The sequence below is a fragment of the Pseudoalteromonas sp. S2893 genome, from assembly GCF_005887105.1.
Lineage (GTDB): Bacteria > Pseudomonadota > Gammaproteobacteria > Enterobacterales > Alteromonadaceae > Pseudoalteromonas > Pseudoalteromonas atlantica.
The window spans coordinates 127358-150839 of record NZ_PNCY01000015.1; the positions used below are offsets into that span (position 1 = coordinate 127358).

Here is a 23482-nt window from a genome sequence, read left to right on the forward strand (position 1 = left end):
GTTTTAAAATGATTAAAATAATAGCCAGCGCATTTATGGTGTTAATGCTTAGTGCGTGCTCAGCTCAATACCCAAATCAGCAAATTACCGGTAAGCAGTTTCCTACCATTAGCGGCCACAGCCTAGATGAGAAAAGCGTAACCATACCAAGTGATTTTAAAGCCGATAAAACCTTGTTACTTATTGGCTATAAACAAGATAGTCAATTTGACATAGACCGTTGGTTAATTGGCTTAGATATGACAGGAGTTACATTACCCACTTACGAACTGCCTACCATAGCAGGTATGGCCCCGCGTATGTTTAGTACATTTATAGACAGCGGTATGCGCAAGGGTATACCAAAAGAGCTGTGGGGCGGGGTAATCACTATTTATGAAGATGGTGACACTGTGCAAAAATTTACAGGTAATAAAAACCCAAACAATACTCGCGTTGTTTTAATAGATAGCAAAGGTAAAATTTTACATTTTTACGATAGGGGCTTTTCGGTAGAGGCGCTTAATAAACTAAACGAAAAAATAAAATAAAGGGAGCCAAGCTCCCTTTAGTATTAAGTGTGTTTAAAACGCATAACCTACACTAAAGCGCGTAGTGCGTGGCATAATATAGCGGCCATTTGGGGCATCGGCATTACGTGGGTCGCCCTCTGTTATACCTTGCTCATCCGTTAAGTTATCAATGGCCAGTTGTAGTTTTAAGCCTTCCATAGGTTCTAAAATTAAACCTAAGTCTACTTTTTCGTAGCCATCAAGAGTCACCGTGTTTTCGTTGTTACCAAAGCGGTCATCAACAGCCGACAGTGTGCCATATAACGTGGCAGCTCGCCGCACACTGATTAATAAATACATGTGGAGTGAGCAACAACACTTTTTTGTTGATTATAATCATCACAAAGCGAGTCAATCTAAGGTGTTAAGCGCTGCCGCAAGTACTGCATTATTTTTTAACTTAGCGACTGATCAGCAAGCTCAACATATTGCCGAGCGACTAAGCCGCGACTTTTTAAAGGCTGGTGGCATAGTTACTACCTTTACCTCTACATCACAGCAATGGGATAGCCCTAATGGGTGGGCTCCGCTGCAGTGGTTTGCTGTAAAAGGGCTTAATAATTACGGTTTTAGTGATCTTAGTAAACGTATAATGCAAAACTGGCTAACAATGGTAGAAAACGACTTTTCTGTTAATCAGTGCCTACTAGAAAAATACAATGTGTGCGTGCCTCAATTAAAAGCAGGGGGCGGAGAATACGTAGTACAGCAAGGTTTTGGCTGGACTAACGGGGTTACCTCACGCTTTTATACGTTATGTGAGGACTGATCAGAGCAGTATTTTATATGAAAATAATTCATTCATTATCATTAAGTTATTGTAACTATTAACTAAATATAATTGGTGATTGTTTTATGCCGTGTATGAATAATACCAAGGGCGCATTGTAAGTTGTTAATAAATTCGGTAATGTGGTGTAAACATTTCAAGGAAGAAATCTATGCTACAACCACACGCCGTTTTTGTAAAAACCACGTTTCAATCTTCTTTTCACTGTGAAAGCTACACAACTATATTAAAAACCATGCAAGCCATTTTTGGCGATATTAAAATGGACGACGTGATCCCTAAAAACGAGAAAAGGGACAAGTTTGATTTATTTTTAATTGATGGCGCTAAAAATAACTGGTTAGATTTACTGCCTGCCGACTTAATTTGCCTCGCTAAAAAGCATAAAGTTGTCTTATTTAATGTAGAGCCCAATGCCGTGTGCGAAAAAAACCTACTGCTAAATCATTTCAATGGTGTGTTTTATAAATCAGATGCACCAGAAACTATTTTTAAAGGGCTAGTTAGAATAACCGCAGGCGAGTTATGGTTTACGCGAAAGGTTATATCAAAAGCGTTTTCAGATATTCTCTCGGTTGCCTCTTCGTTTAATAGCCTACAAGAAGATATCACCCTAAAAAAAGGGGATTATGCGCACCTTACTAAACGTGAAAAATCGGTTATTCACTTAATTGCTCAAGGGGCGAGCAATAACGCCATTGCCGATAAACTTAATATAAGCGACCACACCGTTAAAACGCATTTGTACAGTGCCTTTAAAAAAACCAATTCTCGTAACCGTGTAGAATTAGCAAATTGGGCTCAGCGTTACATATCGGTTTTATTACCTATGGCTAAGTAGTTATAGCAATTTTTTAAAACACGATTGTTGTATACACTCATACAAAAAAGGCTACATTATGTAGCCTTTTTTGTTTTTAAATTTTAGCCTTATACCAATTCGCTTAATCAAGTGTTATTGCGCATTGGTATTACGCTGCTTTTTGTGCCCACAACCCTCTATCAATTCCTTTTGTAATTAAGTCTGTGAGTGCTTTTTCAATGGCTTGGGTTACACATATGCTCATCGGTTCGTTATCACTAAAGCCGGCTTCAGCTTCGGCTAAGCGTTTGTAGCTTACGTACCTAAAAAATCCTGCACGCATTTCTTGGCTAAGTACTTTTTTGCTGGTGGCTACGCTAAGTAATACTTGGCCGGTGCGAACATCAACTGCGCGTAAATATATAGATATTGCATCTTCACGGTATAACTCAGAGGCGCCAATACCAAAGTATTCCATTCCTAAACCGCCTGTTTTTACATTGGTATCGTAGCTAATAATACCGCCTTCTAAAATTATTTTAGCGGTTGTAAGGGGCGGTAAATCTGGTTGGTTAGGGTTGTCAGATTGGCCTGCACGTATAATTTTTCGCTCTGTTAAAATATTTTGTAAGCCTTCGCGTTCAACCGGTGTAAACCAATCAGACTCGTGTAGTGCTTGCACTAAAATAGAGTTAGCACCTTGCGTTACTGCAGTTGAAAACGAGCTAACATTAGTTTGCGGTTTGTATTGGCCTGTTTGATCTCTAAACGAATACACAGACACAGGGATACTGCCTACGGGTTTAGGTAAGTTCTTTAAATCACTAAATATTTCAGTGGGTTCTAATGTGGTGGCGACTTGCTGTGAGGGAGGGATTAAGTTTCCCATACTTGAGCAACCAGTTATGGCTAATAGAGTTATTGTTATGAGTATTTTGCGCATTATCCAAACCTCGGAACTTCGATTATCACGACAGAGTCATCTAATATATTGGTTATTTTTACTGTAATAGTGTCGGTTGTGCTGGTGATGACTTCTATTTGATAATCGCCACTCATAAATATTGAGTCTTGGTCAAACAGGCTGTCTTCAATTTCTTCGCCAAACGCCATATCGGTAATTTCTCTTACCATGCGGTTTAAATACGTGCGCTCTAATGAGTCTTGAAATTGCTCTGCGTAGCCTTTTTCGATGGTTGGGGCTTTGTGTTTGTTTTGCGCTTGCGCTTTACTAAGCAGCATAGTGGCATTGAGTGGGTTACCACCAAAGCTTGGGTTGATTGGGGTATAAATTATTTCAGTTGCCGAGGCTGAAAAACTAAGTGTTGTTATTATTATAAGTGCTATTTTTTTCATTTTACCATCCATTTACTGCCATATCGGGTGACGATGTTGCCATATTTGAGCGTGCCATCGCGTCTATTACAGTGTAAACAGCTTGCTCAACGCGTTCGTCGAGGGGCGCTAATCTACGTCCTAAATAGGTTACATACACGAGTTGGTTATTCATAATTAGCGAAAGCTTTGTGCCAGCTTTTGGTATTACTGTTTCTCTTATTTCTATATTAAAACCAGCGGTTGAAGGGAGATCTCGCCAGTAATTTGAAAACTCGTAATAAAATTGATGGCCAAAACGACTAATGCTTCTATCAAGCAGTAAGCCATCTATTTCTAGTTCTTGCGCAGCATTGCTTAGCGAAGAAAAAAACAGAAAAAAACTCAGTAGGTAGTAACGTAAGTGAATATTTTTTTTCATAATAAAATGGGGAGGGTTAACCTCCCCACCTCAATAATTACATTTGCGTAATTGTTGCTGTATTGCCATCACCAATTTGCGTAACAGAAACCGTGCTGTCGTAGCCAATTACTGAGCCTTCAACAAGGTTATCGTTACCTACTTGAGTAACTGTAAACGATACGTTTTCACCGCCCACTAAAAAGGCTGACTGCTCAACGCCGCTTACCCAGTTACCTTCACCTTCTTGTGAAATATCAATACTGTGGCTACTACCTTCAACCATCATATCGACTAGGTTTAACATGCCATCTTGCGCAATATCGATTTGGTTATCGTTACTATCTAAAATACCTGCAAGCGTAACAACTGCCTCGTTTTGAGCACCACTTTGGGCAATATCAATATCGTTATTGTTTGATGTAAGCGATACATCAGGGTACGACGATTGCACCAGCATGACGTTTTCATCACCAGATTGAACTAAATCAACATCGTTATCTGTGCCGTTAAAGTTAGCAAGGTGAACAGAGTTTAAGTCGCCAACTTGAGTGGTTGAAAACTCATTATCAGAGCCAATTACACCCATGTAAGATTCGTTAAAGTCACCGTTTTGTAGTGAAGTTAGTTCGTTGTTATCGCCAATTAAATCGGCTGTCATTAAGTTTTCAGCGCCAACTTGCGTTGCTGCCACTTCGTTATTTGCACCTTCAAATAAGTTTGATTCAATTGTATTTAATGAACCTTCTTGATCTAAATCTATTTGGTTATCATCGCCAACAACAGCTGCAAACGTTACTGCATTTGTTAAGCCATCTTGCTCAATTTCAATTTCATTTGCATCACCAGAAATTGAACTAAATGCTACAGCGTTACGGTCGCCGTTTTGTTCAACATCAAGTTCGTTGTCGTTACCTTGTAAGCTATTTACTTTAAAAGTATTCCAGTAGCCGTCTTGAACTAAATCAAGTGTATTTTCATCGCCTGAAAGCATGGTGATTTCTGCTTCATGCCATTCACCCTGTTGTAAAGACATGATTTCATTTGCATTACCTTGCATATCCATGTTGTAGAACCAGTGGCCGCCGCTACCTTGCTCTACATCAATAAGGTTATCATCACCAGTTACGATATTAATCGCTTCGTTATTTACGAAAAAGCCTTGGCCAAATTGGCTAACAAATAACATGTTGTTGTTACCTGTTACCTCAGAAATAAATCCATTAGCAACGCCATCTTGCGAGTACACTTGTGTGTTGTTATCGCCAGTTGTTGTTACTTCGGCATAATTACCAAATTGGCTTTGCACAACTTCAGTGTCGTTATTGTTACCTGTGGTGGTCACAAGCATGGTGTTGCTGTCGCCTTCTTGATAAAGAAACGCGTTATTTTCATTTGAAGTTTGGCTGAGGGTTAAGCTGTTTTCTAGACTCTCTGTAGATACCTGTGTACTTAGTTGCGAGCTAGACACTGATTTGTTTTGTGTATCTGCGTGTGAGGCAAAGCTGGTACCGACTGCTAATGCAACAGCGCAGCTTAAAAGTGTTTTATTCAACTTCATTATTATTCTCCTTGAAATAGTAAAATCAAATACCTTAAGTGTTATAAATTTTAATAAGATATTTTCGCTCAGCATGCCGTGCTGAAATAATGGTGTGATCCACTGTTAATTTGATTTTGTAAATCGTTTGTTATTACAAATGCTAAGTTTAAGCCTGTCATTTTTATTAAACATAAAGTGGCTAAACTTTTTTGTAAGAACACCTTCACTGTATTCTCCCCGGCGAAGGACTTAAATCATCTTTTTTTACCAATTTTATTTTTTATGTATTTCATCGAGTTATAAAAAAGTATTTATATAGGAACAAAACTAGGAAGGAAAACTAGTAAAAATGTTTGGTCCTTAAAAAGGTAAAAATGGCGGGCGGTATTTCATAAAAATGACTGTGTTGTATGTTTTTTTGTTAACCAGTCTAGTTAAAAATGTTGATTTTTAGTTGTTTGTTATTTTTTGACTTGTGTAAATCCATATTTATTAGTTTTCTAGTTCTATGCCACGTGATCCTCTTGTATTTGAAGTTGTAAGTAAACTTACTTAGTACGGCTAAGTTAAACCAACTATGGATAGAACAATGAAAACAAAATTATCTATTATCACTCTTGCTTTACTCCCGTGTTTAGCTGCTGCAAAACTACCTAATGCAGGTGTTAAACACCCTGTTGTAGCAAGTAGTGATGCAGTAATTGTTAAATACAAAAAAAATGCATCAGCACAAATGCGTAAACAAGCGCGTTCGTTAGTTAAAGCAAAAATTTCAGATGTAAACGCTGATGAAATTGATGATAACTATAAGTCTTTACTTTCTGGGCGGTTAGCTAAGTTTAAAATTTCGGGCATGAGTACTAAAGAAGCCATTGCACGCTTAAAATCTCACCAAGCGATTGAATATGTTGAGCCTGATTACCAAGTAAGCATTGCTCAAACGCCTGATGATCCGCGCTTTGATGAGTTGTGGGGTTTAAATAACGACGGCCAAACAGGCGGTACTGCCGATGCTGATATTGATGCAGTAGAAGCATGGGATATTTCGACAGGTAGCCGCGATGTTGTGGTAGGTGTAATTGATACCGGTATTGACTATAGCCACAGCGATTTAGCTAGCAATATGTGGGTTAATAGCAGTGAAGTGCCTGGAGATGGCATAGATAATGACGGTAACGGCTTTGTAGATGACGTGCACGGTATTAATGCAATTACCAACAGTGGTGACCCTATGGATGATGAAGGCCATGGTACTCACGTATCGGGCACCATAGGCGCAAGCGGTAATAACGCAACAGGTGTTGTAGGCGTTAACCACGAAGTATCGCTGGTAGGGTGTAAATTTTTAGATGCTGCAGGTAATGGCTCAACATCAGATGCAATTAAGTGTATTGATTACATGGTAGGACTTAAAAATGCCGGCGTTAACTTACGTGTATTAAATAATAGCTGGGGCGGTGGCGGTTATAGCCAAGCATTAGCCGATGCAATTGCCTCAAGCGAAGCAGCCGATTTACTGTTTGTAGCGGCAGCGGGCAACGACACCATAGATAACGATGTAAACCCGCATTATCCTTCTAACTACGAAAACGCAAGCGTGTTATCTGTAGCAAGTACGGATCAAACCGATAATATTTCGTGGTTTTCGCATTATGGCTTAACCAGCGTTGACATGGGCGCCCCTGGTAGCGCAATTTTATCTACTACACCAGGTGAGAGCTATGCGTCTTACTCAGGCACATCAATGGCGACTCCTCATGTAGCTGGCGCTGCAGCGTTAGTGCTATCTATTAACCCAGAACTTAACACACAAGAGCTTAAAGAATTACTAATGAGTTCTGGCGATGCAAACGCTGCACTGCAAGGTGTAACGGTGGCAGGTACGCGCCTTAATGTTAACCAAGCACTTATTGATGCAGATCCTACACCTGGCTTTAAAATTTCAGCCGATCCACTTACGCAACAAATTGTAGCGGGCCAAGCTACAAATTACACATTTACCATTGGCTCAATTGCCCAGTGGGATGAAGAAGTAACGCTTGAACTATCATCAACATTAAGCGGCGCTTATTTGTCGGCTAGCACGGCTCGCCCTGGTGATGAAGTAATGCTTAACGTTGAAACCGACACTGATACACAGTGGGGTGAATACGAGCTAACCGTTACTGCAACAGCGGATGAAATTGTTAAACAGCAGTCAGTTAAATTAATGATTCAACCGGTAGGCCTAAACGACTTTACCTACAGCAGTAATGCAAGTGTTGATATTCCTGATAACTCGCCAGTGGGCGCCGTATCAGTGATTAATGTGCCTGATGATTTAACTGTGTTTGGTACAACAGCGGATGTTGATATTACGCATACTTATTCAGGCGACTTAGTGGTTAAGCTAGTATCAGCACAAGGCACGCAAGTAACGCTACAAAGCAATGTGGGTGGTTCAAGCGACGACATAGTGAGAAGCTTTACATCTGAGTCATTTAACGGTGAAGTGGCAACAGGTGATTGGACGTTACACGTTGAAGATACCGCAGCAGCCGATACGGGTACCATTAATACGTGGTCTCTTACATTAAGCGCTATTGGTGAAGTTAGCCCACAACCTCCGCGTGCGGGTTTTGATGTAGAAACACAAGGTTTAACCGTTAACTTTACTGATTCAAGTACGGATGCAAACAACGATATTACACAGTGGAGCTGGGAGTTTGGTGATGGTGCAACATCATCTGATCAAAACCCAATGCATGTCTATGCAGCCTCTGGTAATTATGATGTTGTACTAACCGTAACTGACAGCGAAGGCAATACAAGCACGTCAACGCAAACGGTTGTAGTAAGTGATGTAGAGCTTGAGCTTACCCTTAAACGCGCTAATAAATCTCGCCTTGATACTATGCGTGTAGATTTAAGTTGGGAACGTGTTGGCGCTGAGTCATTAAGCGTATACCGTAACGGTGAGCTGGTTGATACCACATCAGACAACGGCCGTTACCGCGACTACGTACGTGGTGCTACATCACCATCGTACGATTACCAATTATGTGTAACTGAAAATGTATGTTCTAACATCATTACAGTGTCATTTAATTAACTACTCCTAAAGTGACCTTAAGCCCAGCACTGCTGGGCTTTTTTTTTACGATAAACCTAATAAGCTCTTAGAGTTTAGTTTTAACGGCTCACATCTAGGCTTTTTTATACCAATGCGCATAATTAAATGATCTATTTTGAGGATGGATAAACGTGTTGATAGCAAGGCAAAAAATTCGCTATTTAGTTGTTCTAAATGAGAATTTTAACGCAGATAGCGACACGTTTAGCCCCTGAAAATGATTAAGTACTATTGCGGATTGGTATTATACGGATGAGTTTTAAGCCAGTGCTCGGCTATTTGTTCGCGCGTGGCAAACCACACTTGCTCATGCGATTTAGCATATTCTAAAAACCGTGCAAGGGCTTTAATGCGCCCAGGGCGGCCAATTAAGCGACAATGCAGCCCTATCGACATCATTTTTGGGGCGTTTTCACCTTGTGGGTCGCCTTCTTCATAAAGCGTATCAAACGCATCTTTTAAATAATTATAAAACTGATCGCCGGCATTAAAGCCTTGCACAGCGGCAAAGCGCATGTCGTTTACATCAAGCGTGTAGGGCACTATTAACTGTGGCTTACCTTCTTTAATACTGTAAAAGGGTAAGTCGTCGCTGTAATCGTCGGCATCATATAAAAACGAGCCATTTTCTACCACAAGGGCTGCTGTGTTAGGGCTTGTGCGCCCGGTGTACCAGCCTGTGGGCTTTTTACCAGTAAGCGTTTGAATAATTTCAATGGCTTTTTGCATGTGTTCGCGCTCGGTTTGTTTATCTATATGTTGATAATTAATCCAGCGCAGGCCGTGGCTTGCAATTTCGTGCCCAGCTTCAACAAAGGCTTTAGCTACATCGGGGTGGCGCTCAAGGGCCATTGCCACAGCAAAAATGGTGACCGGTATATCGTATTTTTTAAAGAGTTTAAGTAAGCGCCACACGCCTGCGCGCGAGCCATATTCGTAAATAGACTCCATGCTTATGTGGCGGTCTTCTACATGCGGGGCGCTGACTATTTCAGATAAAAATGTTTCGGCTGCTGCATCACCATGCAGTACACAGTTTTCACCGCCTTCTTCGTAATTTAATACTACTTGTACGGCTATACGGGCTTTATTAGGCCAATTGGCATGCGGAGTGTGTGCACCATAACCAATTAAATCGCGCGGGTAATGTTTAAATTGCTCGCTCATATTACTGCTCCTTTTTTACTGCGCTAAGCCAAGTGCCAAGCAATTCGCGCTCTGCATCAGTCATTTTGGTTATATTTGCCAATGGCATATCTTTGGTAATAACGGCGCGAGTATGAATAAGTGCACTGGCTTTTTTTACATCAGCAAGTGAGTCGAGCTTAAAGCCGAGCGGCGCGGTTTGAAAAAGCTTTGAGGTAGGGGTTTCACTGTGGCACTGTGTACAGTGTTTATTAATAATATCCCACGCTTGTGCATCGCTTATACTTGCTTGTAGATCATTTTGTGCGTTTACAGAGCTACTTGGCCACGGTGCTATGGCTAGCATTAACGCAAAAAACGCGGCAATACCGCTTATCAGTACTGAAGGCTTATTAACACCTTGGTGCTTTAAATTAAAAAAGTGGCGTATCCACATACCAATAATAAAAAAGCCAATAAGCACTAACCAACCAAACTCATGGCTATAGGTATACGAAAAATGGTTACTTAGCATAATAAAAATAACTGGTAGGGTGGCGTAGTTATTATGGACTGAGCATTGCTTTGCTTTTAAGCCCGGCGCTGAATCAGGAATGCGCCCAGCTTCTACTTCGCTTACCATGTAGCGCTGTGCAGGCATTATAATGTGATATACATTACCGGCCATACAGGTACCAATTAATGCACCAACATGAATATACACTGCGCGGTCACTAAATAGCTGATCAACCCCATACGTCCATAACGCTAAAAAGCCTACACCTAGCGCAATAAATGCCTTGCCGTTTTCAACAAGCGGGCTTTTACACAATAACCGATAAACACCATAACCTAAGCCTATAAAACCAAGTGATGCACCAATAGCTGCAAACTTACTGAGCTCACTTTTACTGGCATCAAGTAAATACACATCTGCGCCCACATAATATAACAGCGTAAATAACAGCGCGCCGCTGATCCAGGTTGTGTAGGCCTCCCATTTAAACCAATGTAGGGTAGAGGGCATTTGCTCTGGGCCATTTTGATACTTAGCCACTTCGTAAAAGCCGCCGCCATGAATAGCCCATAAATCGCCTTTTATGCCTTTATCTTGTTTCCATTGTGGCGGTGTTTGTAAGTTATTATCAAGCCACACAAAATAAAATGAGGCGCCTATCCACGCTATACCTGCTACCACGTGAAAGTATCTAAACACCAAATGAGCAAGCTCAAATAAATAGTTTTCCATCGGGTTATGCCTCTTCTAAATCGGGTGTGGGTGTGGCTGCAAACTGGGCTTGTTGGTCGCGTTTATACACGCTTTTACCCATAATGTAGGTTTGTTCAATACAGCGGTCGTCGCCTAGCATCATCATGGCAAAAAGCTGTTCGTGAAGGGTTTTGGCATGGCCAATTCTGAACTTTAAAAACGAGGTGGCCGCGTAATCCATTACAATAAAGTCGGCCTCACAGCCTTCATTAAAGTTACCTATGGTGTTCTCTAAATCAAGGGCACGTGCGCCGCCTAGGGTGGCTAAATAAAACCCTTTAAATGCTGAAAACTTTTGACCTTGTAATTGCTGAATTTTGTACGCTTCGTTACCTGTTTGTAGCATAGAAAAACTTGTGCCTGCGCCTACATCGGTACCCATGCCGACATTTATTCCATGCTCTTCACATCTCTTTAAATTTAAAAGGCCCGAACCTAAAAACAAGTTAGAGGTAGGGCAGTGCGATATAGCCGCGTTGTTATCGGCAAGGCAGCACAGCTCGCGCTCAGATAAATGAATACTATGGGCAAATACCGAGCGTTTACGCACCATTTTAGCTTGCTCGTAAACGCCAAGGTAATCTTCGGTTTCAGGAAATAACCCTTTTACCCATTCGCACTCGTCTTTGTTTTCAGATAAGTGGGTATGCAGGTAGGTGTCGGGGTATTCTTCTAATAATTGAGTACATTTTTGTAGTTGCTCTGGGGTTGATGTGGGCGCAAAACGTGGCGTTACTGCATAGCTTAACCTATCAACATTGTGCCATTTTTCTATCAGTGCTTTTGATTGATCGTAACTGGTTTGCGCGCAATCTGATAAGTCATCTGGGCAGTTTCTGTCCATCATTACCTTACCGGCAATCATACGTAAATTACGTTTTTGAGATTCGTTAAAAAACGCATCTACCGATTGCGGGTGCACAGTGCCAAATACCAATGCGGTAGTGGTGCCATTACGCAGTAGCTCATCTAAAAAGCGATTAGATATATCTTTTGAATAATGCTCACAGGTAAACTTTTTTTCAGTGGGGAAGGCGTATTCGGTAAGCCAGCTTAAAAGCTGCTCACCATACGCGCCGACCATTTCGGTTTGCGGCAAATGTATGTGCGTGTCTATCATGCCGGGCATTACTAATTTGCCATCGTGGCGAATAATAGTGGCTGACTTATCAATGCTTGGCAGTATGTCTTGCTCGTAACCAAGTTTAACCACTTTGCCGTTTTGAATAACTAATGCGCCTTTTTCAAAATAGCGATGGGCGCTATCGCCTGCGATGGCGGGGTCGTCAACAAAATCGAGTATGTTGGCACAAATTACGGTCATTTTATTATTGTTGTGGGTGCTCATAATTAGCTGCCTCTGTACGTTGAGTAGCCAAATGGGCTAAGCAATAACGGAATATGATGGTGTTTTTTATCTTGTAATCTAAAGGTAATTTGCGCCTCTGGGTAAAACGCAGGTGTTTCTTGGTTTTCATAATAGCTGTCTAAGTCAAAAACCAGTTTATAGGTTGCAAATTCTACGTCTGTGTTGAGCCAGTCGGTAATTCGCCCGTCGCTATTTGTTTTACCTTGAGCTATTAATTGCCACTCGTTATTAGTGAGTAAAAACAATTGTACAGCTACATTTTCAGCCGGTTTGCCTGTGCTGGTATCTAAAATATGGGTAGTGATAGGGCTTTTATTCATAGCAATGACTCCAATCTTATTTTTGTTATTTTGGCTTGTTCGCCCGCGGCTATATTAAGCTCTGTGCTGCGGGTGTTGTGTATGCGCTGCTCAATAAGTTCAAGCATTTGCTCAGCACTTTTACCACTGGCACACACAATAAATATAAAGCCAAATTTACTGAGGTATTCTTTATTTAGCGCAATCATTTTTTTAAGGGTTTGCTCGTTTGCTTTACTCATGCCTGATTGTTCGTGCCCCGCTTTTTGCGCTGTAGCGGCGTACTTTTTACTTAATGTTGATAAATCGCCTATTTGCGGGTGGCCTTCAAAAGCGGCTAAATAATCGCTCTCACCTAGGCTATCCCAAACGCTTTGCGCGCTGCTAAATAAGTGATCTTTATTTTCAAATGGCATGATATTTAGCATACCGCTTACCCAGTTAGGAGCTGCGCAACAGTGCTCTAATGCTTGATGCGCTTGCGCTGCATTTAGGTCGTTAATTTTTAAGCTACTCATGCGTTTTCTTCCTCGTGCGTGCTGCTAATTAAGGCATTTTTAAGTGCACGCCATTGCAAGCCTTGGCGTTTGGGCGCATGGGTTTGCATAGCCTGATAAAGGCCAATTAACTGCCCGCTTATTGATATTGCTACTTCCATAGGGAGCTTGCCCGTTACATTTTCAAGCCCGACAGGGCAGGTCATTTGCTTTATTTGCTCGGTGGTAAAATCGCGATGGGCTAAGCGCTGTTTAAAGCGTTTTGCTTTAGTATCTGAGCCAATTACACCAAGCCAATTAGCATCAGCGCGTTTAATAATGGCTTGTGTAAGTGCAAAGTCGAGCTGGTGGTTATGGGTTAATATTAAGTAATTATTAGCCTTTGGCGCGCGTTTAACTTGCTCTGTTGGTTCTTCATCAACCACTTTTATTACGTTATTAGGAATAACTTGCGGGAATACATCGGCGCGGCTATCTATCCAGCGTATGCGCATAGGTAATTGCGCCAATATACCAATAAGCGCCTGTGCTACATGGCCTGCGCCGTATATGTCGAGGGTAAAGCGCTCGCATTGCATGCACTCAAGCATAACGGTGGCAGCTCCCCCGCAGCATTGGCCTAAATTTGCGCCTAGGTTAAATTGCTCTATCACTTGGGCGGCCTCGCCTTTGGCAAGTAGCTCGCGTGCTTTTTCTATTACTACGTATTCAAGGTGTCCACCGCCAAGGGTGTCGTAAATATGCTCGCCGCTTATTACCATTTTAGAGCCTGTGCCACGTGGGGTTGAGCCATTAGTTCCAAGCACTGTCGCAATAACATAGTTAGTGCCGCTTTGTTCATGCTCGTTTATAGCTTGCGCCCAGTTTTGCGTATGAAAACCCTGAAACGACTCATTTAAATTAGCCATGTTGCTGCTCCTTAAACCAGCTAGCGGTTTGCTCAATTGCATTTAATACACGCTCAGGTGTGGCAGGTGTATCAAGTGGGGCGGTGTATTTGTAATCGGCCACACTGCTTATAGCATTACGAATAGCACTCCACACACTAAAGGCCAACATAAACGGCGGCTCGCCAACCGCTTTTGATCTAAATACCGTGGTTTCTGGGTTGGCCGAGTTATATAAATTTACATTAAATTCGGCAGGGGTATCGCCAATTGCAGGAATTTTATAGTTAGCAGGGCCAAAGCTTGCAAGCTGGCCTTTATCATTCCATTGTAAGTCTTCGGTGGTAAGCCAGCCCATACCTTGCACAAAGGCACCTTCAATTTGGCCTATATCAAGTGCAGGGTTAATTGAGCTGCCCACATCGTGCAGTATATCCACGCGGGTTACGGTGTTTTCGCCTGTCAGCGTATCTACTTCTACTTCACTGAGAGCTACGCCATGCGCGTAGTAAAAAAATGGCCGGCCTTCGCCTTTCGCTCTATCGTAATGAATTTTAGGCGTGGCGTAATAACCGGTTGATGAAAGCGATATACGATTCATGTAAGCAAGGTTTGCAAGTTCGCTAAAGCTAATTTCGCCTTTACTAAAGGTAATGAGGTTATCTTTAAATACAATACTTTGGCTGTCTACTTCAAAGTGCTCACTTATAAAGTTTATTAAACGCTCTTTTATGGTATTTACCGCGTTTAGCGCCGCCATGCCGTTTAGGTCAGTCCCGCTTGATGCGGCAGTTGGCGAGGTGTTTGGTACTTTGTCGGTACGAGTAGCGCTTATGCTTACTGCGTCAAAATCAACGCCAAAGCCATGGGCTACTATTTGCGCTATTTTTGTATTAAGCCCTTGGCCCATTTCGGTGCCGCCATGGTTTAAATGTATCGAACCATCGCTATAAACATGCACAAGTGCACCAGCTTGGTTTAAGTGCTGTACGGTAAACGATATACCGTATTTTACCGGCGTCATCGCAAGGCCTTTTTTTATAATAGGCGATGATGCATTAAAGGCTTTAATTGCCTTTTTTCGCGCCCAGTAATCACCCGACTCCTCAAGCTGGCTTATCATATCTTTTAAAATATGCTGCTCTACTGTTTGATGATACGGCGTAGTGTCGCGGCCTTTTTTGTATAAATTAAGTTTTCGGATCTCAAGCGGATCTTTACCTAATTTAGCGGCTATGTCGTCCATTATTAGCTCGCCCATGATCATGCCTTGCGGGCCACCAAATCCTCTAAATGCAGTGTGGCTTACGGTGTTTACTTTACAGCGATTCCCTTTAATGGTGGCAGCTGGGTAGTAATACGCGTTATCTGCATGAAACATTGCACGGTCGACAATGGCATCAGATAAATCAGGTGAATAACCACAAAACCCATTTACGGTTACATCAGCGCCTTCAATTAGGCCATTTTCGTCAAACCCTACATGGTATTGGTTATAAAATGGGTGGCGTTTACCGGTAAGTTTAAAGTCGTCACTGCGGGCTAGGCGCATTTTAACGGCGCAGCCAAGGTGGTAAACTGCAAGCGCTGCAAGGCAAGCCCAAGGCGCGCCTTGAGTTTCTTTACCGCCAAAGGCTCCGCCCATACGGCGGGTTTCTACGTTTACAAAGCTAAATGGCTTTTTTAAAACTTTAGCAACTAAGTGCTGCACCTCTGTTGGGTGCTGCGTAGAACATTGCACATGAATCCCGCCATCGTTGTCGGGCTGAGCAAGTGCTATTTGCCCCTCAAGGTAAAAGTGTTCTTGCCCGCCTATGTGTATTTCACCTTTAAGTTGGTGGGCTGCATTATTTATGGCTTGCTCGCTATTACCGCGGTTAAGTGAGTGTGGCGGCCTTACCCAGTGCTCTTTTTTAATCGCTTCTTTAATATCAAGTATGGGGGTGGTTTGCTCGCACTCTATAACCACTAGGCGAGCAGCGCGGCGCGCAATGGCGTAGCATTTGGCAACCACTACTAGCACAGGTTGTCCGTGGTATTGAATTTCGTGATTGGTTAATAGCACATCCCCAGGGAATACTGGGCCAATATCAAGCTTACCGGGTACATCATCGGCCGATAAAATACGCTTAACGCCTGCCACTTCAAGCGCTTTACTTGTATCTATTGATTTAATAAAGCCGCTGGTAATAGGCGCAAGCACAGGGTAGGCGTGCAAGCAGCCATGGGGCTCTGGGTTATCGTCGGCGTAGTTTGCATGGCCACATACTTGCTTTATTGCGCTTTCGTGATACTTAGATTGGCCAACACTTCCACCTTGGGCTTTTAGTTTATCCATTTCAAAGTGACGCATGTGAAATCCTCGTAATGGCAATGTTGTTATTATTTTTACTGCTTGGCTGTGCACCGCAAAACTCAATACCAATACGCTGTAGCAAGTTTTTGCTTACCGTAGTGCGGTAATGCGCGCTGCTGCGTACATCGCTCATGGGAGCAAAGTCATCATTTATAGCACTAGCGGCATCTATAAAGGTGCTTACTTGCAAGGGTTGAGCATTAAGCTTTTGCTCTATGTGCGCGGCGCGTTTGGGTATTGCGGCCATGCCGCCCATGGCGCAGCGGGCATTGCTAATTACGCCTTGCGTTTGCTCTATAGCCAGCACTAAACACACAGTAGATATATCATCTTCAAAGCGTTTTGAAATTTTATGACACGCAAGCTTTAACGAGTCTGGGCGTTTAGGTACGGTAATTTTGCTAATGACTTCATCGCTTTTAATGACTGTCTTTTTGTAATCAACAAAGTAGTCGGCCACGTTTATTGTACGTGTGCCTGCTGCGCTTAATAAATCTAAAGTGGCATTAAGTGCAATGAGTAAAGGGGCTGGATCGCCGATTGGAGAGGCGTTTCCTATGCTGCCACCTAAGGTGCCACTGTTACGTACTTGGTTAGAGCCAAGGCGTTCAAACAGCTCTTTAGACTCAGGGTAGTAATCGTAAAAAGCGTCTACAAACTGGCTGTAAGGGAGTGCTGCACCAATATGTAGCTCGCCGCTGTTATCGGTTAAAGTGCACAGCTCACTGGTTTGGCTAAGCGATATAATAATATCGGGCAATAGCATGTTTTGGCTAAGCTCAATGGCAAAGTCGGTGCCACCAGCAACCAAGTGTGCCTGCGGGTAACGCGCTTTAAGCTCAACAAGTTGCGCTGCACTTTGCGGTAAATAAAACGTACGAGAGCCATTTTTTAAACAAGGAATGTCATCACCTATATTTAGTGATGCCTTAAATTGTGCCGCCATGGCAGAGTAAGGCTCATTTTTACGCTCGTAGCTATAAGCTTTTTCAACTGCAAGTAAAATAGGGCTGTAACCCGTACAACGACATAAATTACCCCCTAGCGCATGAATAGCGGCTTTTTTACCTGGGTAACTCGGGTTATTAATATAAAGCGCCAACATGCTCATTATTATACCAGGGGTACAAAAACCACATTGCGAACCATGGCACTCAACCAACGCGCGTTGCACCGGATGTAAATCGTTAAGTGTAGGGTAAAGCCCTGTTGTTACAGCCTCTACGGTTACTATGTGTTTTGCGTGTGCATTACCTAATAAAAGCAGGCAGCTATTCATGGTTTTATAGTGCCAAACTGGCTCACCGTTTAAATTTAGTTTTTCTTCGCCAATTAAAATTGTGCATGCGCCACAATCGCCTGTTGCACACCCTTCTTTGGTGCCCATTTTCCCTTTTTTGGTGCGAAGCCAGTCCAAAATGGTGAGATTCGGCGCGCATTCTTCTACTTCTATTGGCGTGTCATTTAATAAAAACGTAATCACACAGACCCCCTTAACTTTTATAAAGCCCTGATATGTAAAGGCTTGGCGTATATTTTTTCTTGTTGTTTTTAAGCAGGTAAGAAAAAAACTTTTTCATCTTGGTAAGTTAATTGCAGATACCATGCCATTGTTGACCGCTTGGTCAGCTAAGTTTCTAGGCTAGCTTATTTAACCAACAAGCACAAAGAAAGGTTTAAATAATGGACAATAAATACCGCCTTACTATGCAGGGAATGACAAAGCAGTACCCCGGATGTATAGCCAACGACGGCGTAACAATAAAAATAAAACATGGTGAGGTACATGCCCTGCTTGGTGAAAACGGCGCGGGTAAAAGCACGTTAATGAAAATGCTTTACGGTGTAGTTAAACCTGACCAAGGGGACATGTTTTTTAACGGTCGTAAAATGGACATAAAAGAACCCGCCGATGCCCGCGAATTAGGCATAGGTATGGTGTTTCAGCATTTTTCGTTATTTGAAACCCTAACAGTTGCGCAAAATATCGCGTTAGCGCTGGGCGATTTAGCAGGGCATAGCAGCACACTTGCCAGCAGAATTAGTAAAACATCGGCTAGGTACGGCATGCCGCTGGACCCGCATAGGTTAGTGTCTACGCTTTCAACGGGCGAGCGCCAACGAGTAGAAATAGTCAGGTGTTTATTATTAGATATTCAACTGCTTATTTTAGATGAACCCACCTCGGTACTCACTCCGCAAGAAGTAGACGCACTGTTTAAGACCCTGCATTCGCTTAAAAAAGAAGGCTGCTCGGTGCTGTTTATTAGCCATAAGTTGCATGAAGTTATTGCGCTTTGCGACAGCGCCACTATTTTGCGCGCCGGCAAGGTAAGTGGGCATTGCATTCCTAAAAACGAAACCAGCGAATCAATAGCTCGCTTAATGGTAGGCGACAGCACCCCAATAAGTAACCAAACGCGCAGAGCGACTGGCACAGGTGATTTTTTAACAGTCGATAACTTATCAACCAGTGCGCAGGCGTTATTTGATATTGCGCTTAAAAACGTGAACTTTGCCGTACAACAAGGGGAAATAGTCGGTATTGCAGGGGTTGCCGGTAATGGGCAAGAAGAGCTATTAAAAGCGCTTTCGGGAGAGGAGCCACAAAAAAATAGCAATGCAATAAAATTTAAAAATACCGCTGTTGATGCGTTATGCCCTCTAAAAAGGCGCAGGCTTGGGCTTGCATGCGTACCCGAGGACAGGCTAGGGCGCGGCGCAGTACCCGATATGGATTTAGCGCAGAATGCACTTCTTACCAGTTTTGATAGTGGTTTAGTTAAAAAAGGCTTTTTAGTAAAACAAAAAATTAGCCAACTCGCCGACAAAATCATTAAAAAATACAACGTAAAAACCCCCAGCAACCGTACTCACGCAGCAAGCCTTTCGGGCGGCAATTTGCAAAAGTTTATTATTGGCCGAGAGGTTGAGCAAAACCCACAATTGCTGGTTATGTCGCACCCTACTTGGGGTGTAGATATTGGCGCGCAAGTTGCCATTCACGAGGCAATTTTAACGCTGCGCGACGAAGGCTGTGCAGTACTGGTTATTTCAGAAGATTTAGACGAGCTCTATAAAATTTGTGACCGTATTGGCGCAATTTGCGATGGCAAACTATCGCCTATTTTAAATACCGACTGTGTACCACTTGTGCAATTAGGGCAGTGGATGGCGGGCGATTTTAATCACGACACTAAAAGCAACACAGCAAAAATAACACCGCAAGGAGCGCTGGCATGATAAAGCTTGAATCCCGCGTAGAGCGCTCAAACACATGGAGTTATCTCTCTCCTGTTTTAGCCATTTTACTCACTTTAATAACAGGTTATGTGGTGTTTGCCTTATTAGGGCACGACCCGATTAATGCCTTATATACCTTACTCATAGCGCCTATTTCTGACTGGTACGGCGTTACCGAGCTATTAGTAATGACCATTCCAATTTTATTATGTGCCTATGGTTTAGCGCTGTGTTACAGGGCGTCGGTGTGGAATATAGGTGCTGAAGGGCAGCTACTTATTGGCGGCGTATGCGCCAGTGCCGTAGCTGTTAACTTTGTTGACTCTACAAGTTCCTTTGCCTTAGGGCTTACATTACTTGCAGGTATTGCCGGTGGCATGTTGTGGGCAGGCTTAGCTGCCTTTATGAAATTACGTTTAAACACCAACGAAATTTTAGTCACCATTATGCTCAATTACATTGCCGTTAATGTGTTGCTGTGGTCAGTACACGGGCCATTAAAAGACCCATACGGCTATAACTTTCCTGAAAGCGCCTTATTTGGCGATAGCACCTTACTACCGGTTTTATTTGATGGTACTCGCCTTCATTTAGGGCTTGCATTTGCGCTATTAGCGCTGTGTGCCACATGGGTGTTTATTAGTAAAACCTTTGTGGGTTTTCAAATACAAGTACTTGGGCTTGATGCATCGGCGGCCAAAATGGCGGGCTATAAACGTGCGCTTTTAATTGCTGGTGTATTGGTAATAAGTGGCGGGTTAGCTGGGCTTGCAGGGGCTGGCGAGGTGGCTGGGCCTATAGGGCAATTAGTGCCGCAAATATCACCCGGTTATGGTTATGCCGCAATTATTGTGGCTTTTTTAGGGCGCTTACATCCGCTTGGGATCACCTTAGCAGGGCTGTTAATGGGGCTTATTTATATGGGCGGCGAAATGGCGCAAATAGAAATTGGCCTACCCAATGCCATTACTGGCATTTTTCAGGGCTTAATGCTGTTTTATTTACTCTCGTGCGATGTGCTTATTGGTTATCGCATTAAATTGTTACTGCCATTTAAACAACAAAAAACGCAGCTAACACCCATCGCACAGGAATCTTAAACATGGATTTAGAGGTATTCACAAATATTTTATACGCCACTATTCGCACCGGCACGCCTTTATTGCTGGTGGCTCTAGGTGAAATGGTATGTGAGAAAAGCGGCACACTTAACCTGGGGCAAGAGGGCATGATGCTATTAGGCGCGGTGGCTGGGTTTATAACCATGTACCAATGCGACAACCTCTTTATAGGCTTTAGCGTGGCTGCGTTTGTGGGGGTTATGGCGTCGTTAGTATTTGCGTTTGTAGCACTTAATTTAAATGCTAGCCAAGTGGCTGCCGGGTTAGCGCTAACTATTTTTGGAACGGGCTTGTCGGCATTTTTAGGTGTTGATTACGAGGGCAAAACCATTAATGCCTTACCTACTTTAGCAATTGCAGGGTTTGAGCATATTCCGCTACTGGGCAAAGCGCTGTTTTCGCAAGATGCCATTGTGTATTTAAGTTGGGCATTAGTACTTGGTGCTTATTTATTTTTTAAATACCACAGGGCAGGGCTTGCGGTACGCGCCATTGGTGAAAACCCAGGCGTTGGTAATAACTTAGGCTTGCCTGTAATGCGTACTCGCTATTTAGCCGTTATGTTTGGCGGCGCAATGGCGGGTATTGCAGGGGCGTACCTATCGCTTGCTTACACACCCCTTTGGACACAAAACATGACCTCGGGACGTGGCTGGATAGCACTGGCTTTAGTGGTATTTGCAAGTTGGCGAATTGAGCGGGTAATGCTAGGCGCTTATTTATTTGGTTTTGCCAGCATTATGCACTTAGTGGCACAGGCGCTTGGCTTAGCGGTGGATTCTAATTTACTGGCCATGCTGCCTTATGGTGCAACGCTTATAGTACTGATTATGCTAAGTAAAAATAAACAAAAACTAAAAATGTACGAACCCATGTGGCTAGGTAAGCCTTGGCATAAGGGCCATTAAAATTTTATACAAAGAGTAACAATAAGCCTTCAACAGGATATTAAAAATACAACACGGAGAATAACAATGAAAAAACTAATAACAGCGCTTGGCGTAGCACTTAGCTTAGGGTTAAGCGCGAGTGCAATGGCAAAAGACAACGTAAAAGTAGGGTTTGTATATGTAAGCCCGATTGGCGAAGCTGGTTGGACTTACACCCACGATGTAAGCCGCCGCTACCTAGAGGATAAATTTGGCGAAAAAATAAAAACCACCTTTGTAGAAAGCGTGCCAGAGGGCGCCGATGCAGAGCGAGTTATTACACAACTAGCCAAAAGCGGGCACGATTTAATATTTACCACCTCGTTTGGCTACATGAACCCGACCATTAAAGTGGCTAAACGTTTTCCTAACGTAAAGTTTGAGCATGCAACAGGTTATAAACGCGCTAAAAATGTGGGCACTTATTTTGACCGTATTTACGAAGGGCGCTACTTAACCGGTGTTATTGCTGGGCACATGAGTAAATCTGACAGTATTGGCTATATTGCCGCGTTTCCTATTCCTGAGGTAATACGCGGTATTAACGCGTTTACTTTAGGCCTGCGCTCAGTAAAACCTAACGCAAAAGTAAAAGTAGTGTGGGTTAATAGCTGGTTTGATCCTGGTAAAGAGCGCGAAGCTGCCGACAGTTTAATCGACCAAGGTGTTGATATTATTACTCAACACACCGACTCACCTGCGCCACTTCAAGCCGCAGAAGCCGCCGGAATATACGCCATTGGTTACCACTCAGATATGAGCGGCTATGGTAAAAAAGCGCACCTTACGGCGCCTGTTCATCATTGGGATGAGTTTTACGCCGAGCGCGTGCAGCAAGTGCTTGATGATAAATGGGAATCGCAAAATGTATGGAAAGGCATAGATGCCGGTATGACCCGCTTAGCGCCGCTGAGTAAAGACATTCCTGCCAATGTTGTTGCAGAGGTAGAGGCGATTAAAACCAAAATTGCCAACGGTGAGTTTCATCCATTTAGTGGCCCAATTAACAATCAGCAAGGTGAGCTGGTAACTAAAGCGGGGCAAACAATTGATGATAAAACCTTACTGGGTATGGACTTTTATGTAGAGGGTGTTGAAGGGCAGCTTAAATAAGCGCCACTGTATTTAAATTAAAACCTGGGCAAGGCATTTATACCTTGCCCATATTAAAGCGCTAAAAGGATGTTGACTATGTCAAACCAAGAAGCAATCTCAGAAGACATAATTTACGCAGTAGATGATAAACCAGGGCTGACCGAATCCTTTTTCGCTGCCCTGCAACATGTACTGGCAAGTTTTGTAGGTATTATTACGCCCACGCTTATTATTGGTGGCGTGTTGGGGCTTGGGAGCGAAATACCATATTTAATTAGTATGGCGTTGTTTGTATCGGGGGTTGGTACATTTATTCAGGCTCGCCGTGTGGGGCCAATTGGTTCAGGGCTTATTTGCGTACAAGGCACCAGCTTTGCGTTTTTAGGCACCATTTTGGCAACCGGTTTTACCGTAAAAGCCACTGGAGGCGGAATCGATGAAGTACTTGCCACCATTTTTGCTGTGTGTTTTTTAGCAGCCTTTGTAGAGATATTTATTAGCTTTTTTATAGAAAAGCTTGGCAAAGTAATTAAGCCTGTAGTGACCGGTGTGGTGATCACCACCATTGGGGTTTACCTCATTAAAGTAGGTATGACCGACATAGGCGGCGGGCAATGGTTATTAACTAATATGCCTGAAAAGTTTGCCTCGCCAAGCAACTTAATTGTGGGTTTTTCGGTGGTGGCGCTGGTGGTATTACTAAATGCTAGCAAAAATCAGTGGGTAAGGCTTACCGCTGTAACTGTATTTAATTAGTG

20 protein-coding genes and 2 pseudogenes are annotated in these 23482 nt (G+C 42.9%); 9 read left to right on the forward strand and 13 right to left on the reverse strand.

Annotated features, from left to right (window positions below; genetic code table 11):
- Window positions 1–8 precede the first annotated feature (8 nt).
- Window positions 9–530, forward strand: a complete 522-nt coding sequence (locus tag CWC04_RS09675; RefSeq protein ID WP_138685275.1) for a hypothetical protein — start codon at window positions 9–11, stop codon at window positions 528–530.
- A 33-nt stretch (window positions 531–563) separates the two neighbouring features.
- On the opposite strand, the pseudogene CWC04_RS09680 reads toward CWC04_RS09675, so the two are convergent.
- Window positions 564–821 (reverse strand): annotated as a pseudogene (locus tag CWC04_RS09680) (TonB-dependent receptor); the annotation flags it as partial.
- On the opposite strand from CWC04_RS09680, the pseudogene CWC04_RS09685 reads away from it, so the two are divergent.
- A pseudogene (locus CWC04_RS09685) lies at window positions 820–1320 on the forward strand (trehalase family glycosidase); the annotation flags it as partial. The pseudogenes CWC04_RS09680 and CWC04_RS09685 overlap by 2 nt on opposite strands.
- A 172-nt stretch (window positions 1321–1492) precedes the next feature.
- On the forward strand, window positions 1493–2182 hold the full coding sequence (locus tag CWC04_RS09690; protein WP_064387111.1) for a response regulator transcription factor: 690 nt from the start codon (window positions 1493–1495) through the stop codon (window positions 2180–2182).
- A 130-nt stretch (window positions 2183–2312) separates the two neighbouring features.
- Here CWC04_RS09690 and CWC04_RS09695 read toward each other — a convergent pair whose 3' ends face one another.
- The 4 genes from CWC04_RS09695 to CWC04_RS09710 are packed head-to-tail and all read right to left on the reverse strand — an operon-like array spanning window position 2313 to window position 5439.
- Window positions 2313–3086 (reverse strand): CsgG/HfaB family protein, encoded by a 774-nt coding sequence (locus CWC04_RS09695; protein ID WP_004587046.1) that lies wholly within the window; start codon window positions 3084–3086, stop codon window positions 2313–2315.
- Complete coding sequence (locus tag CWC04_RS09700; protein WP_004587047.1) at window positions 3086–3511, reverse strand: curli assembly protein CsgF; 426 nt, start codon at window positions 3509–3511, stop codon at window positions 3086–3088. The genes CWC04_RS09695 and CWC04_RS09700 overlap by 1 nt, the downstream gene beginning before the upstream one ends.
- Window positions 3501–3899, reverse strand: coding sequence for a curli production assembly/transport protein CsgE (locus tag CWC04_RS09705; protein ID WP_126009353.1), 399 nt, complete (start codon window positions 3897–3899; stop codon window positions 3501–3503). The genes CWC04_RS09700 and CWC04_RS09705 overlap by 11 nt, the downstream gene beginning before the upstream one ends.
- Window positions 3900–3936: 37 nt before the next feature.
- Entirely contained in the window at window positions 3937–5439 is a 1503-nt protein-coding gene (locus CWC04_RS09710) for a curlin (RefSeq protein WP_138685277.1), read from the reverse strand.
- Between the two features lie 571 nt (window positions 5440–6010).
- On the opposite strand from CWC04_RS09710, the gene CWC04_RS09715 reads away from it, so the two are divergent.
- Window positions 6011–8512: a S8 family serine peptidase gene (locus CWC04_RS09715; RefSeq protein ID WP_138685278.1), complete on the forward strand. Its 2502-nt coding sequence runs from the start codon at window positions 6011–6013 to the stop codon at window positions 8510–8512.
- A gap of 249 nt (window positions 8513–8761) precedes the next feature.
- Here the strand turns inward: CWC04_RS09715 and puuE are convergent, their stop codons facing one another.
- Genes puuE through xdhA form a run of 8 tightly spaced genes read right to left on the reverse strand, consistent with a single transcriptional unit; the run spans window position 8762 to window position 17819 of the window.
- Complete coding sequence (puuE, locus tag CWC04_RS09725) at window positions 8762–9700, reverse strand: allantoinase PuuE (protein WP_004587051.1); 939 nt, start codon at window positions 9698–9700, stop codon at window positions 8762–8764.
- A 1-nt stretch (window position 9701) separates the two neighbouring features.
- A complete protein-coding gene (locus tag CWC04_RS09730; protein ID WP_138685279.1) occupies window positions 9702–10907 on the reverse strand; it encodes a urate hydroxylase PuuD in 1206 nt (401 codons plus the stop codon).
- Window positions 10908–10911: 4 nt separating this feature from the next.
- Window positions 10912–12276 carry a guanine deaminase gene (gene guaD, locus CWC04_RS09735; protein ID WP_138685280.1) on the reverse strand — a complete coding sequence of 455 codons (1365 nt, stop codon included), beginning with the start codon at window positions 12274–12276 and terminating at the stop codon, window positions 10912–10914.
- 2 nt (window positions 12277–12278) lie between these two features.
- Window positions 12279–12617: a hydroxyisourate hydrolase gene (gene uraH / locus CWC04_RS09740; protein ID WP_138576547.1), complete on the reverse strand. Its 339-nt coding sequence runs from the start codon at window positions 12615–12617 to the stop codon at window positions 12279–12281.
- Window positions 12614–13114: a 2-oxo-4-hydroxy-4-carboxy-5-ureidoimidazoline decarboxylase gene (gene uraD / locus CWC04_RS09745; protein ID WP_126009338.1), complete on the reverse strand. Its 501-nt coding sequence runs from the start codon at window positions 13112–13114 to the stop codon at window positions 12614–12616. Before uraD ends, uraH begins: the two co-directional genes overlap by 4 nt.
- Entirely contained in the window at window positions 13111–14001 is an 891-nt protein-coding gene (gene xdhC, locus CWC04_RS09750; RefSeq protein WP_138685281.1) for a xanthine dehydrogenase accessory protein XdhC, read from the reverse strand. The genes uraD and xdhC overlap by 4 nt, the downstream gene beginning before the upstream one ends.
- The gene (xdhB, locus tag CWC04_RS09755; protein ID WP_138685282.1) at window positions 13994–16333 is read right to left on the reverse strand and encodes a xanthine dehydrogenase molybdopterin binding subunit; all 2340 of its coding nucleotides are present in this window, start codon (window positions 16331–16333) and stop codon (window positions 13994–13996) included. The genes xdhC and xdhB overlap by 8 nt, the downstream gene beginning before the upstream one ends.
- Complete coding sequence (xdhA, locus tag CWC04_RS09760; RefSeq protein ID WP_138685283.1) at window positions 16320–17819, reverse strand: xanthine dehydrogenase small subunit; 1500 nt, start codon at window positions 17817–17819, stop codon at window positions 16320–16322. The genes xdhB and xdhA overlap by 14 nt, the downstream gene beginning before the upstream one ends.
- A 200-nt stretch (window positions 17820–18019) precedes the next feature.
- On the opposite strand from xdhA, the gene CWC04_RS09765 reads away from it, so the two are divergent.
- From CWC04_RS09765 to CWC04_RS09785, 5 genes are all read left to right on the forward strand, one after another.
- A complete protein-coding gene (locus CWC04_RS09765; RefSeq protein ID WP_138685284.1) occupies window positions 18020–19579 on the forward strand; it encodes an ABC transporter ATP-binding protein in 1560 nt (519 codons plus the stop codon).
- A complete protein-coding gene (locus tag CWC04_RS09770) occupies window positions 19576–20679 on the forward strand; it encodes an ABC transporter permease (protein WP_138685285.1) in 1104 nt (367 codons plus the stop codon). Before CWC04_RS09765 ends, CWC04_RS09770 begins: the two co-directional genes overlap by 4 nt.
- A 2-nt stretch (window positions 20680–20681) precedes the next feature.
- Window positions 20682–21608, forward strand: coding sequence for an ABC transporter permease (locus tag CWC04_RS09775; protein WP_138685286.1), 927 nt, complete (start codon window positions 20682–20684; stop codon window positions 21606–21608).
- 66 nt (window positions 21609–21674) lie between these two features.
- Window positions 21675–22742, forward strand: a complete 1068-nt coding sequence (locus tag CWC04_RS09780) for a BMP family ABC transporter substrate-binding protein (protein WP_138685287.1) — start codon at window positions 21675–21677, stop codon at window positions 22740–22742.
- A 78-nt stretch (window positions 22743–22820) separates the two neighbouring features.
- Entirely contained in the window at window positions 22821–23480 is a 660-nt protein-coding gene (locus CWC04_RS09785) for a solute carrier family 23 protein (protein ID WP_249326106.1), read from the forward strand.
- The last annotated feature ends 2 nt before the right edge of the window (window positions 23481–23482 follow it).